Annotated in this window: 14 protein-coding genes; 8 read left to right on the top strand and 6 right to left on the bottom strand. The window is 68.8% G+C overall.

What is annotated here, in order from left to right; translation table 11 throughout:
- Positions 1-2,007 (bottom strand): hypothetical protein (locus VFF46_RS12940; protein WP_325037339.1); only part of this gene is annotated, 2,007 nt, incomplete at its 3' end.
- Positions 2,008-2,127: 120 nt separating this feature from the next.
- Positions 2,128-2,367 (bottom strand): mycoredoxin, encoded by a 240-nt coding sequence (locus VFF46_RS12935; RefSeq protein WP_325037338.1) that lies wholly within the window; start codon positions 2,365-2,367, stop codon positions 2,128-2,130.
- Positions 2,368-2,458: 91 nt separating this feature from the next.
- On the opposite strand from VFF46_RS12935, the gene VFF46_RS12930 reads away from it, so the two are divergent.
- The 4 genes from VFF46_RS12930 (at position 2,459) to VFF46_RS12915 (ending at position 5,798) form a co-directional block, all read left to right on the top strand.
- Positions 2,459-4,576, top strand: coding sequence for an ATP-dependent DNA helicase UvrD2 (locus tag VFF46_RS12930; protein WP_325037337.1), 2,118 nt, complete (start codon positions 2,459-2,461; stop codon positions 4,574-4,576).
- A 334-nt stretch (positions 4,577-4,910) separates the two neighbouring features.
- Positions 4,911-5,108 (top strand): hypothetical protein, encoded by a 198-nt coding sequence (locus VFF46_RS12925; protein WP_325037336.1) that lies wholly within the window; start codon positions 4,911-4,913, stop codon positions 5,106-5,108.
- 150 nt (positions 5,109-5,258) lie between these two features.
- Positions 5,259-5,546, top strand: coding sequence for a WhiB family transcriptional regulator (locus VFF46_RS12920; RefSeq protein ID WP_131285495.1), 288 nt, complete (start codon positions 5,259-5,261; stop codon positions 5,544-5,546).
- A 33-nt stretch (positions 5,547-5,579) separates the two neighbouring features.
- Complete coding sequence (locus VFF46_RS12915; RefSeq protein ID WP_325037335.1) at positions 5,580-5,798, top strand: hypothetical protein; 219 nt, start codon at positions 5,580-5,582, stop codon at positions 5,796-5,798.
- A gap of 77 nt (positions 5,799-5,875) precedes the next feature.
- Here the strand turns inward: VFF46_RS12915 and VFF46_RS12910 are convergent, their stop codons facing one another.
- Positions 5,876-6,397, bottom strand: a complete 522-nt coding sequence (locus VFF46_RS12910; protein WP_325037334.1) for an NUDIX hydrolase — start codon at positions 6,395-6,397, stop codon at positions 5,876-5,878.
- Between the two features lie 18 nt (positions 6,398-6,415).
- Between VFF46_RS12910 and VFF46_RS12905 the strand changes: the two genes are divergently transcribed.
- The gene (locus VFF46_RS12905; protein WP_325037333.1) at positions 6,416-6,583 is read left to right on the top strand and encodes a hypothetical protein; all 168 of its coding nucleotides are present in this window, start codon (positions 6,416-6,418) and stop codon (positions 6,581-6,583) included.
- On the opposite strand, the gene VFF46_RS12900 is transcribed toward VFF46_RS12905, so the two are convergent.
- Positions 6,584-7,369, bottom strand: coding sequence for a DUF899 domain-containing protein (locus tag VFF46_RS12900; RefSeq protein ID WP_325037332.1), 786 nt, complete (start codon positions 7,367-7,369; stop codon positions 6,584-6,586).
- Between the two features lie 103 nt (positions 7,370-7,472).
- On the opposite strand from VFF46_RS12900, the gene VFF46_RS12895 reads away from it, so the two are divergent.
- Positions 7,473-8,942: an MFS transporter gene (locus VFF46_RS12895; protein WP_325037331.1), complete on the top strand. Its 1,470-nt coding sequence runs from the start codon at positions 7,473-7,475 to the stop codon at positions 8,940-8,942.
- Here VFF46_RS12895 and VFF46_RS12890 read toward each other — a convergent pair.
- Positions 8,929-10,242, bottom strand: coding sequence for an AarF/ABC1/UbiB kinase family protein (locus tag VFF46_RS12890; RefSeq protein ID WP_325037330.1), 1,314 nt, complete (start codon positions 10,240-10,242; stop codon positions 8,929-8,931). The two genes, VFF46_RS12895 and VFF46_RS12890, sit on opposite strands and share 14 nt — an antisense overlap.
- Positions 10,243-10,336: 94 nt before the next feature.
- Entirely contained in the window at positions 10,337-10,495 is a 159-nt protein-coding gene (locus VFF46_RS12885; protein ID WP_012922897.1) for a DUF5679 domain-containing protein, read from the bottom strand.
- A 522-nt stretch (positions 10,496-11,017) separates the two neighbouring features.
- Here VFF46_RS12885 and VFF46_RS12880 point away from each other — a divergent pair.
- Positions 11,018-11,554, top strand: a complete 537-nt coding sequence (locus tag VFF46_RS12880) for a M48 family metallopeptidase (RefSeq protein WP_325037329.1) — start codon at positions 11,018-11,020, stop codon at positions 11,552-11,554.
- Positions 11,555-11,886: 332 nt separating this feature from the next.
- Positions 11,887-12,683: MMPL family transporter (locus tag VFF46_RS12875; RefSeq protein WP_325037328.1), on the top strand; the 797-nt coding region annotated here is incomplete at its 3' end.

The raw sequence follows: 12,683 nt of genomic DNA, 5'->3' as shown, positions 1-12,683 counted from the left end.
GTAGTAGGTGCCGTCCGGTGTCTGGGTGAGCCGGTTGAGGCCGTGGTCGCGCAGGACCGTCGCTTGCCCGCTCAGGATGTCCAGAACGAACAGCCGCCCACCTGTCACGCCGTACAGGTACCCGTCGCGCCAAGAGAGCGCGCCGTCCTGTGAACCGGTCGCCCCGCTGAACACGGGAAGCAGCCGCTGCACCGCGCCCGTGGCCGGATCGACAGCGAACACGATGCCGTCAGCCAGACCCCACACGTTGCCGTCGGGCCCCGTGATCAGCTCGTTGATGCTGGCCGCGCCTGGCACCGGTACGACGTCAATGAGTACCTGTCCCGTGGCTGGATCCACCTTGACCAGGTGGGCCTCGGTGGCCTTCGGGTCGGTGCCTTGGCCGCCTTCGATGCTGGAGCCGGCCCAGACGTCGTTCCCGTCCGGCACGATCGACGCGATCGTCTGGTCGGTTACCAGGTTCCGGTAGACCGTGTGGCTGCCGGTCGGTACGTCGTACACGGTCAGCGCGCCGCCGTACTCGCCGTACGCCGGGGTGGTGCCGACGTACACGTGGTTGCCGTCCGGGACCACCGCGACCGGTCTGTTCTGGTGGTCGCTGTCGACGAGGCTGAACAGCTCCTTCGGGTTGGTGGGGCTGTCCGGTTGCGTCGGGTCCCAGACCGAGAGCCTGCCGTACGGGTAGATACCGACGTACATCTTGCCGTGGCCGTCCCACGCCCAGCCCTCTACCTGTCCCTGGCGGGTAGTCACCGTGGACTTACCGGTTGCCGGATCGTAGATGGCGGTAGAGCCGTTCAGATAGACGTTGACGAACACCTTGCCTGTGCTGGGGTCGGCCAGCTCGTGCATGAGCGGAGACGGCACGTACTGGAACGGGGAGCTCCACTGCGCGAGCGTTCCGTCCGCTGGGTTGTAGCGGAACGTCCCTCCGGAGTAGTTCCCTGCCAGGCCGTAAAGGACGGGTGCGCCGTTCTCTGTCACCCAGCCGTACCCGATGGACCCTCCACGGGTCATCGTGCGTGCCGGTGTCACCGGGCCGACCGTGTTGGTGGCCAGGTCATAGTGCGTGAGGGCCAGCTTGTTGTCCGTGAAGTAGACGCCGCCTGGTCCGGCCGCAGACACGCCACGGGCGGCGATCGGGTAGTCCATCACCTGCTGGCCCGTGGTGGCGTCGGTGTACTTGATCTGCTCACCGGTGACCGCGTCCACCACGACCAGGCGGCTGCTGGCGTTGGCGAACACCTTCCCGTCCGCGTAGTCGAGGTCGATGAAGTCCTTGGCCGTCGTGCCCGGGGGAGTGATGTCCTCGACGGCCTTGGTGGCCACGTCGATCCGGAGCAGCCGGGCGTTCGGAGTGGAGACTCCGACGAACAGCTTGTTGTGGTCAGGGTCGTACACGGTGGACCGCGCGTACTGCTGCACCGGATCCAGCGAGCCGTAGTCGGTCACCTGTCCGGTCGTCGGGTCGTACTTGAACGCGTGGGCGTTGGGGTACGTCCCGGCGTACACGTTGCCCTGCGGGTCGGACGTGAGGCCGTAGATCTGGGACTGGCCCGCGATGGGCTGCCCCAGGTCGGTCACCTCGCCAGTGGCCGGGCTGTAGCGGTAGAGGTGCGCGTTGGCGTACGTACCGAGGTACACGTCCCCGTTGGGCACCACAACGATCGCCCAGCCGCCGGCAGCTCCCGGCAGTGGGACAGTGCGCAGCAGCTGGCGTGAATGCAGATCGACGACGTTCAGCCGCGCGTTCTCACCGGCGGGTACGGCGTACACGACGTCGCGACCGTCCGGCGTGTGGCCGACGGCGCCCTCCATGATCGTCAGCGAACTGACGGGAGAGCCGAGGTCCTTGATGACGTCGGTGGACGGCGCGAACGGTTTCGTCGCCGGGCCGAGCGGCCAGTTCTCCGAAGGGAACGGGTGCGGAACATCGCCCGGCGGGGCCGCCGTGGCGCGCAGCCCACCCGCGGCGAGCAGGCCGAGCGCGGCGGCGAAAGTGATCAACGCATGACGGAATTGACGGCGCGAGAACATGGGCGGACTCCCTGCGACGTGGTTGATCGCAAGGTATAACGGTCATGGCCGTAAAGTCCATAACCCAGGAATTATGGCCTCAGGCCATAATTACGCGGCGAGCTTCTCCGCGACCTGGGCGAGCGACGGGTTGGTCATCGCGGTGCCGTCCGGGAAGACCACCGTCGGCACCGTCTGGTTGCCGTTGTTGATCTTCTCGACGATCTCCGCGGCGCCCGGGGTCTGCTCGATGTCGACCTCGGTGAACTCGATGCCGGCCCGGTTGAGCTGGCCCTTGAGGCGGTGGCAGTAGCCGCACCACGGGGTCGAGTACATGGTGAAAGCCGACATCGGCGGACTCCTTCTGAGGTTTCTGTCGGACGACCCGTCTAGGGTTGCCTTCGACGTATTCGAACCATGGTCCAGGTGGTGCTGTTCCCGCATGTCTCAGTCCGTGAGCGACTTCACACGACCCGCCTCCGCCGAGAGCCTTCTGGAGGCTCTCGACCCGGAGCAGCGGGCGGTCGCGACCGCCCTGCACGGGCCGGTCGTGGTGATGGCGGGCGCGGGCACCGGGAAGACCCGGGCGATCACCCACCGGATCGCGTACGGCGTGAGCACCGGCACGTTCGACCCGGTCCGCGTGCTCGCGGTGACGTTCACCCAGCGGGCGGCGGGGGAGATGCGCGGGCGGCTCGCCCAGCTCGGCGTCCAGGGCGTGCAGGCCCGCACGTTCCACTCCGCCGCGCTCCGGCAGGCCCGCTTCTTCTGGCCCAAGGTGTACGGCGGGGAGCTGCCGCCGATCGCGGACCGGAAGTTCCCGCTGCTGACCGAAGCCGCCTCGCGCTGCCGGATCCGCGTCGACACCCCCGCGCTGCGCGACCTCGCCGGCGAGGTCGAGTGGGCCAAGGTGAGCAACGTCCGCCCGGACGACTACGCCAAGGTCGCGCCGAAGTCGGGACGGACGCTGGCGGCCTTCGACCCGCCGACGATCGCCCGGGTGTTCGCGGCGTACGAGGACGTCAAGATGGAGCGCGGGCGGATCGATCTGGAGGACGTCCTGCTCTGTGCGGTCGCGCTGCTCGCCGAGGACGAGCGGGTGGCGGCGGAGATCCGCCGTCAGTACCGGACGTTCGTCGTGGACGAGTACCAGGACGTCTCGCCGCTGCAGCAGAGCCTGCTCGACCTGTGGCTGGGCGGCCGCGAGGACGTCTGCGTGGTCGGCGACCCGGCGCAGACCATCTACTCCTGGGCCGGCGCCGAGCCGGAGAACCTGGTCCGGTTCGCGTCCCGGCACCCGTCGGCGACGCTGATCAAGCTCGTCCGGGACTACCGCTCGACCCCACAGATCGTCGACGTGGCGAACAAGATCCTCGACGCGGCCGGCCCGACCGGCCTGCCGGGGCGGGTCACGCTGCGCTCACAGAAGGAGGCCGGGCCGGTCCCGGTCTACCGGGAGTACTCCGACGAGGTCGCGGAGGCGGACGCGGTCGCGCGGGCCGTGGCCCGGCTGCAGGACGAGGGCGTCGCGCTGCGGGACATCGCCGTACTGTTCCGGACCAACGCGCAGTCGGAGAACTTCGAGCAGGCGCTGGCCGAGCGGAAGATCCCGACCGTACTGAAGGGCGCGGAGCGGTTCTTCGAGCGCGCCGAGATCCGGCAGGCCGCCGTGCTGCTGCGGGGCCAGGTGAAGGCCGGCGAGGTGGGGGACGACCTGCTGTCGACGGTGACCGGCGTACTCGCGGGAGCCGGGTGGACGTCCGAGCCGCCGACCGGGACCGGTGCGGTGCGGGACCGCTGGGAGTCGCTGAGCGCGCTGGTCACGATGACGTCGGACTTCGCCGCGGAGCACCCATCGGCCCGGCTGCCCGAACTCATGGAGGAGCTGGACCGGCGGGCGACGATCCAGCACGCGCCGCTGGCGGAGGGCGTCACGCTGGCCACGCTGCACGCGGCGAAGGGCCTGGAGTGGGAGTGCGTCTTCATCGTCGGGGCGCACGAGGGGACGCTGCCGATCAGCTACGCCCAGACGCCGTCCCAGGTGGAGGAGGAGCGGCGGCTGTTCTACGTGGGCGTGACGCGTGCGAAGCAGCGGCTGTACGTCAGCTGGTCGACGTCCCGCTCACCGGGCGGCCGCGGGACCCGGGGCCCGACGCGGTTCCTGGACCCGATCGGCGTCCGTACGGCGCGGTCCGAGTGGACCCCGCCGACGTCCGTCGGCTGGGAGCGCCCGGCCCGGTCGGAGCGCTCCGACCGGCCGATCCCGAAGTGCAGGGTGTGTGGCAAGGGCCTGCTCGATCCCGGCGCCCGCAAGCTCGGCCGCTGCGAGACGTGCCCGTCCACGATCGACCAGAAGCTGTACGACGCGCTGATGGAGTGGCGCACCGAGCAGGCCGAGTCCGAGAAGATGCCGGCGTTCGTGATCCTCACCGACGCCACGCTGACCGCGATCGCCGAGACCCGCCCGGCCGACGCCCAGGCGCTCCGGCAGATCCCGGGCATCGGACACGCCAAGCTGACCAAGTACGGCGAGCACATCCTGAATCTCTGCACCCGCTGAGAAAGCTGTTGCGGGCACGCCGGACCCGGCGCATCCTGGAGGACAGGCCGTGTTCTGCTGCTGGCAGACGTGGCAGTTAGGTGACAGAGGCAACGATCCCGGAGCGTGCCGGAAGGTATCCGGGAGGTGATGCGAACCTGTCGCAGCAGCCAGATCCGGCCGCGGTCGCGGCAACTTCCGGCCAACTTCGGAAACTGGCGTTAAATAGTTTGCGGGCCCCGACGCGGACAGCGTACTGTTCTTTCTGCGGTCGAAGCCTGGCCGAAAACTTCAAACCACCATAGCGATCGAGCCAACCGCCCGCTTCGCCACAACGAGAGGAGGTGCCCTGGAAATGATTACCAACACGGTCAAGAAGCCGTTCAGCGACGCTGCCGCGCTGCCGTGCGCCCAGATCCCGGGTGCCTCGCCGCGCCTGCACGTCGCGACCGTTGTGCTCATGGCTTCCGGCGCCGTCCAGATCAAGGGCGGAGCTGTCGGCGATGTGAAGTACGGCGGTTCGGGTTCTCGAGCATGGAGTCCACCGGTCTGACAAGCGTCAGAGCCGGCACCTCCAGGCCGCGGAACCCACCAAAGGGTCCCGCGGCCCTTTTGTTTGTCAACACAGATTTGGCGATTACCAACCGGTAATCGTCGAGGACGACAAGAGATCAGCAACAACAGTCACTGGGAGGTGACCGGAATGAGCGTGAGCTTCCTCGATGTCTTCACCGAGGTGGCAACGTCGCAGGACCTGCCCTGTCGGTCCTACGCGCCAGAACTCTTCTTCGCCGAATCGCCGGCGGACGTCGAGTACGCGAAGTCGCTCTGCACGACCTGCCCGCTGAAGGCCGAGTGCCTGGCCGGAGCGCTCGAGCGTTCCGAGCCGTGGGGAGTGTGGGGTGGCGAGCTGTTCGTCCAGGGAGTGGTGGTTCCGCGCAAGCGGCCCCGTGGGCGTCCCCGCAAGAGCGACACCGTTACCGCTGCCTGACGACGACAACCCTTGAGAAAACGAGTCCGAACGATGACAACCCAGACTTTCACCAGGAGCACCGAAATGCATTTACTTCATGAAGATCTCGCCCGTGCTCATTGTCGTTCTTCGCTGAAGGACGCAGAGCAGAACCGGCGCTTCCGCCTCGCTCAGCAGATCGAGCGCGCGCAGAAGCAGGCCGAGCGGGCCGGCCGGCGAGCGGAGAGGGCCAGCGCACGCGCGCGCCTCGCGCTTGCCCGCCTCGTCTGATCCACCTAGCAACACCGCCTGACCAGCACTGAGGGGCGGCACCCAAAGGGGGTGCCGCCCCTCAGCTGTTCCGCCTGTCAGCTGTCGAGCAGTATCCGGAGCAGCCCGATCAGCGTGATTCCGCTGACGATCTCGTGCCGGGCGATCATGCCGGGCAGGTCGGCGACCGGGACCCACTCGATCCGATCCGACTCGTTCCGCTCGGTCGGCTCACCGACGTACGTCGCACTCGTCGCCCGGAACACGAAGTGCCGCGAGTCCATGATCCCGGCAGCCGGCTCCGACCGGATCAGTTCGGTCAACCCGTCGGCGCGGTACCCGGTCTCTTCCAGCAACTCCCGCCCGGCCGCGGTCTCCGGATCCTCCCCGGCCTCGATGATCCCCATCGGGATCTCCCACGCCCACGTATCGGTCAGAAACCGGTGCCGCCACATCAGCAGCACGTGCTCGTCCCGCGTGACGACCGCCGCGGCGATGTCCTTCAGCCGCACCGCGTGGTAGTCGAACCGCTTGCCGTCAGGCTGCTGGACATCCAACCGCCGCACGCTCAGCCACTGGTTCCCCCAGACCTCGCCCTCGCCGTGAACTGTCCATCGCACACGGTGCAGACTAGTGGCATGGCAAGTGCTACCTGTGCGTTGTGTGGTCTGCGGGCGGAGTCGGAGGAGGCGCCGTTGACCTGGGTGACCTCGTTCGAGGACGGGCGCAAGCTGCTGTACTGCGACCGCTGCGCCCGTGAGAACGTCCGCAACATCGAAGGAAAGCTCGACTCCGTCTACTGGTGATCAGTACTGGTCCGGGGCCCTCATCGCCGGCCCGCCGACCTGCAGCCCGAGCGGTTCCGCCCGCCCGGCCGGCTCCTCCCACGCCTCTTGACGCCCGAGCGCGGTCAGATCGAGGTACCGGTAGCCGTTGTGGAAGTCCTCGATCCCGCGGCCGAATGTCGAGTACGTGTGGAAAACCTCCTCACCGACCCGCAGGAACGCGCTGATCCCTGGCATCTCCGCACCGTTCAGGTCCGCGGTCCAGGGCCCGTCCGTCCACGGCGTACCCTTCGAGGTCGCCAGCTCCTCCTGCGTCCGGAAGTGCAGCAGTACCGGCGCGACCCGGTCGTCGAGCGTGGCGTGGAAGTCGTAGTTGAAGTCGCCCGGGTACGACGAGTACCACGGGAACGTCCAGCCCATCCGCTCCCGGAATGCGGCCAGCTTCGGGTACGGCGCCCGCGACACCGCCACCAGCGACGTGTTCCGGACGTGCAGCTGCCGCAGGTTGCCGATCTCGTCGGCGGCCGACGAGCAGCTCGAGCACGCCTCGTCCCAGTCGGGGGCGAACATGAAGTGGTGGATCACCAGCTGGTCCCGGCCGTCGAACAGGTCCAGCAGCCCGACCGGCCCGTCCGGGCCGTCGAACCTGTACGGCTTCGTGATCCGCACCATCGGCAACCGCCGCCGCTCCGCGTTCAGCCGGTCCTGGGCACGGGTCACCTCCTTCTCCAGCCGCAGCAGCTCCCGGCGGGCGGCGAGCCACTCGCCGGCGGACACGACCTCGGGGAGGTCTCCGAACGTCGTCATCACGGTCTCCACTCCTGGAAGAAGTTCCTCTCGAAGGTATGTCGATGCCGGCCCGCCCCGATCGACGCCGTAGGTGAAGGAACTTCTCCGAAAGGACCGGATCATGACCCTCACCCTCGAGGCGGACGCGGTGGCGACCAGGCGGCAGTGGATCGCGTTGAGCGTGCTGTGCCTCGCCACCCTGCTCGTGTCGCTGGACCTGTTCGTGATGCTGCTGGCGATCCCCGCGGTCACCGAAGCGCTCGGCGCGACGGGCAGCCAGCAGCTGTGGATCCTCGACGTGTACGGGTTCATGGTGGCCGGCCTGATGATCACGATGGGCAACCTCGGCGACCGGCTCGGGCGGCGCCGGCTGCTGCTGGTCGCCGCGGCCGTGTTCGGGGTCGCCTCGGTCGTGGCGGCGTACTCCGTGAACCCGGGCATGCTGATCGGCGCCCGCGCGGTCCTCGGGATCGCCGGTGCCGCGATCGCGCCGTGCACGCTGTCGCTGATCTCCACGCTGTTCCCGGACGAGCGGCAGCGGGCGACCGCGCTCGGCGTCTGGGGCGGCTGCTTCACGATCGGCGCCATCGTCGGCCCGATCGTCGGCGGCGTACTGCTGAACCACTTCTGGTGGGGCTCGGCGTTCCTGATCGGCGTACCGGCGATGGTCGTACTGCTGGCGGTCGGCCCGGTGCTGCTGCCGGAGTACCGCAACGAGAACGCCGGGCGGATCGACGTACCGAGCGTCCTGCTGTCGCTGCTGGCGATCCTGCCGGCCATCCACGGCCTGAAGCACCTGGCGGCGCACGGTGCCGACCTGCAGGGCGTCGGCGCGCTGGTGGTCGGTGCGGCCTTCGGCTGGATCTTCGTACGGCGGCAGCTGCGGCTGGAGGATCCGCTGGTCGACGTACGGCTGTTCACGCGGCGCACGTTCAGCGTGGTGCTCGGCAGCATGCTGACGTACTCGATGCTGTCCGGAGGCGTGATGGTGTTCGTCGCGCAGTACTTCCAGCTGGTGAAGGGCATGACCCCGCTGGGCGCCGGTCTCGCGCTGGTTCCGGGCATGGTGACGTCGACGATCGGCTTCCAGCTGGCGCCCCGACTGGCGCAGCGGATCCGCCCGGGCGTTCTGATCCCGATCGGGATCGCGTTCACGGTCGCCGGGATGATCGTCGTGAGCCTGGCGACGTCGACGACCGTACTGGTGATCGCGTTCGCGGTGGAGGCGTTCGGACCGGGCGCGCTGGTCATCCTGGGCACGAACCTGGTGATCGGCTCGGTGCCGCCGGAGAAGGCCGGAATGGCCGGTGGGCTGACTCAGACGAGCAACGAGTTCGGGTACGCGCTGGGCATCGCGGTCCTCGGCAGCGTCGTCACCGCGGTGTACCGCGGCCACATGGACGGTCGCGGCGGCAACTCGCTGGGTGAGGCGGTCACCCAGGGTGCATCGGGCGACGTCCTGAACGCGGCGCGTGACGCCTTCACCAACGGCTTCCACCTCGCCGCGGGGATCACCGCCGTGGCCCTCGCAGCCGTCGCGGTCCTGCTCGCCGTCACGCTGCGGGCGGTCCCGGCCCTCAGCCGTCGGTGAAGCCGGGCAGGAGCTCCTCCAGCACGGTGCGGAACGGGGCCTCGGCCTCGAGCTGCGACAGTACGGCGATGCCGCCGATCCAGACCCGGTGGATCAGCAGGTACGACGGAGGCAGGTTGAGCCGGAGAGCGAGCGACGCGTTGGGCGACCGGAAGTCACCGGTCCGGTTCGCCTGCGCGCGCATCCAGGCCCGGCTGAACTGGAACGTCGGCTCCCGGGCAGGCTCCGCGAACGGCGCCAGGTAGTCCATCAGCTGCTCGGGATCGATGTCCATCCGCGGCTTGATGAAGCCCTCGGCCTTCAGCCCGTCCCGGACCGCGACGCCGTCGCCGTTCAGCGAGATCCGCAGCAGCCGCCCGATCGCCGGCGGCAGCCCGTCCGGGAGCCGCGCGCAGAGGCCGAAGTCGACGACGCCGAGCCGGCCGTCCGCGAGCACCCGGAAGTTTCCCGGGTGCGGGTCGGAGTGCAGCAGACCGGCGTACTTCGGCCCGCTGAACATGAACCGGACGTACTTCAGCCCGATCGCGTCCCGCTCCTGCTTCGTGCCGTCGCTGATGTACGACGACAGCGGGCGGCCCTCGATCCACTCCGAAACGATCACGCTGGGGGAGTGCTTCACGACCCGCGGGACCACGAACTCGGGGTGGTCCTTGAACGCGTCGGCGTACTGCTGCTGCGCCTGCGCCTCGCGGTCGTAGTCGAGCTCCTCGCCGATCCGCTCCTGGAGCTCCGCGATCAGCGGTTTCACGTCCAGGCCGGGGATCAGGCTGCCGATCGTGCGGCCGAACCGGCCGAGCTGGCGGAGGTCCGCACGGAGCGCCTCGGCGGCGCCCGGGTACTGCAGTTTGACCGCGACCTCGCGGCCGTCCTTGAGCCGTCCGCGGTGCACCTGGCCGATCGACGCGGCCGCCGCGGGTACTTCGTCGAACTCGTCGAACCGGTCCCGCCAGCGCTTGCCGAGCTCCCGGGACAGGATCGTGTCCACGGTCGCGGCCGGCATCGGCGGGGCGGAGTCCTGCAGCTTGGTCAGGGTGGCCCGGTACGGCGCCGCGAGCTCCTCCGGCATCGCGGACTCCATCAGGCTGAGCATCTGCCCGAACTTCATCGCGCCGCCCTTGAGCTCGCCCAGCACGGCGAACAGCTGGTCGGCCGTCCGGCGCTGGAACTCGGCCAGCACGGCCTCGGCGGGAGCACCGCCGATGCGCTTGCCCAGGCCGACCGTCGCCCGCCCGGCGGCACCGAGCGGCAGGCTGGCGAGTTTCGCGGTCCGGCTCAGCGCCTTGCGAGGAAGGTCCGACACTCGTCCATTGTGTCCGGTCGCCCAAGCCGGGACGAACCAGGGGCGGTGCCGGACCCGTGTTGCAGGTCCGGCACCGCCCCTACGACGTGGTGCGTCAGGCCTTGCCGAGGATCCGGTTCAGGTTCGTACCGCACTCGGGGCACTTGGCCTTCGCCATGCGCGTGCCCTTGTCGTTGACCTTGACCTCGCCGTCGGCGGTGCGCTTGGCCTTGCACTTGACGCAGTAGAACTCGCCGCTCCAGGTCTCTGCCATGAGGGCCCTCTCCTTGCTTAATTCCAGCCCGGGGCCTCGCCCCGGGCAGTCGTTGGATGCTAACGGCAGACCGTTCCTGCCGTAGGCCGTTCGGCCCAGTCGGGATTCACCCTACGGCCTCCTGGCGCAGGCTCAAGCGCACCTGGTGGCCCGCGTGCCGCCGGAATCCCCCGAGGAAAGCCCTTACCGAAACTTTCGCCGACGCGGAACAGGCTCCCGGTGGTCCGCCTCCGGAACCGCTCGGCTTCCCCTCCGAGCAGTCCCGGAAGCGGTCCGGGAGCCTGTTGCAGACGACGCTAGGAGGCCCCGGCCGCGGAGGCAAGCCCAGGTTGTCCACGCCTGTGGATAACTCTGTGCGCAACCTGTGGGACGCGCCGCCGGGTGCTGTGGACGGGCGGGGGAACACGGTGTGAACAACCGGGATCAGCAGGATCAAGATCAGGGGTCTGACCTGCGGAAACGCTGATCCACAGGGTGTGCACCGAAGAAAGTTGCCGGATTCGGGGGGTACATTTTTGAGCCATGGCCGACTCCCCACCGCGCCCGATCCCGTCGTACGTGGACATCCGCCGCAGCAAGCGCCGCAAGCGCACGGTCAGCGCCTACCGGGACGGCGAGCGGGTGGTCGTGCTGATGCCCGACCGGCTGTCCGCCGCCGAGGAGGCGCGCTGGGTCGAGACCATGCTGGCGCGGCTCGAGAAACAGCGCAGCAGATCGCGCGTTTCGGACGAAAAATTGTTGGCCAGAGCACACGAACTCGCGTGTCGCCACCTCCCCGAAGTGCCCGAACCTGCGTCGGTGAGGTGGGTTTCGAACCAAAACAGACGATGGGGATCGTGTACTCCGGCGGACCGGTCGATCCGTTTGAGTACCCGGTTGCAGTCGATGCCGGGCTGGGTCGTGGACTACGTCATGGTCCACGAACTGGCTCATCTGATCGAGCCGGCCCACAACGCGCACTTCTGGGATCTCGTCCACCGCTACCCCAAGGCGGAGCGCGCCGAGGGGTACCTGGAGGGCGTCTCGGCCGCCGCCTCCCTCGACTTCGAGGACTTCTGAGCCCCTCGCCGGACATCCGATCACCGGGTGCGTACGCCGTACGGAAAAGGGTGCTCCCGCCGCTCTCAGATCTTTCCCTTTCCTGTACCCCTAGGTGCGTACGCCGTACGGAAAAGGGGGCTCCCGCCGCTCTCAGATCTTGCCCTTTCCTGTACCCCTAGGGACGTACGGCGTACGGAAAAGGGGTGGGTGGGGTTTGCCCCAGGGGTGACTCGGGGGCTTCCTGCATGGCCTGCGGTGGTCCCCGGCAGCGAGGCTTTTGTCCCGTAGCCAGCGCCGCGCCAGGTGCGCTGGGTGGGGCGCCGGTGGGGGCGCAGAGGGGCAGGGAACGTATGGCCAGGGGACAGCTCACGGTCCGGGCGGCGCGCTGGAGCGCCACCCATCCGTGGCGGGCGATCGCGATGTGGCTTGCCGTCGTGATCGCCTGTTTCGCACTCGGCTCCGTGACCGGGACCAACAAGTCGACCGACCAGGGGTACATCGGCGAGGTCACCCGGGCGGACAACATCGTCAAGTCCGGCAACTTCGACGACCCGGACGTGGAGAGCGTGCTGATCACGGCGTCGTCCGGACAGCTCGACCAGGCCGCCGCCCGCAACGCCGCCGGCACGGTGACCCAGCAGTTGCGCGCCCTCGGTGGGGTCGCGCAGGTCGCCCAGCCGATGCCGTCGCCGAAGGGTGACGCGGTGATCGTCCGGGTGACGCTGAAGGACGGTACCGACGACAACCGGGTGCAGCCGCTGCTCGACACGACCGCGAAGGTTCAGCAGCAGTACCCGGACCTGCGGATCGAGGAGGTCGGTGGCCTCTCGATCGGCAAGGCGCTCAACGAGACGCTGGGCAAGGACTTCAAGCGGGCGGAGATGTTCAGCCTGCCGGTGACGCTGGCGATCCTGTTACTCGCGTTCGGTGCGCTGATCGCCGCGTCGGTGCCGGTGCTGCTCGCGCTGTCCGCTGTCGCCGCGGCGATCGGCCTCTCGGCCGCGGCTTCGCAGCTGGTGCCCGCGGTCGACGCGGTGAACAGCGTGATCCTGCTGATCGGGATGGCGGTCGGCGTCGACTACTCCCTGTTCTACCTCCGCCGCGAACGCGAGGAGCGGGCCAAGGGCCGCGGCCACGTCGACGCGGT

It is taken from the genome of Kribbella sp. (genome assembly GCF_035655035.1).
Taxonomy (GTDB): Bacteria; Actinomycetota; Actinomycetes; order Propionibacteriales; family Kribbellaceae; genus Kribbella.
This window is presented reverse-complemented; position numbering and strand designations above follow the sequence as displayed.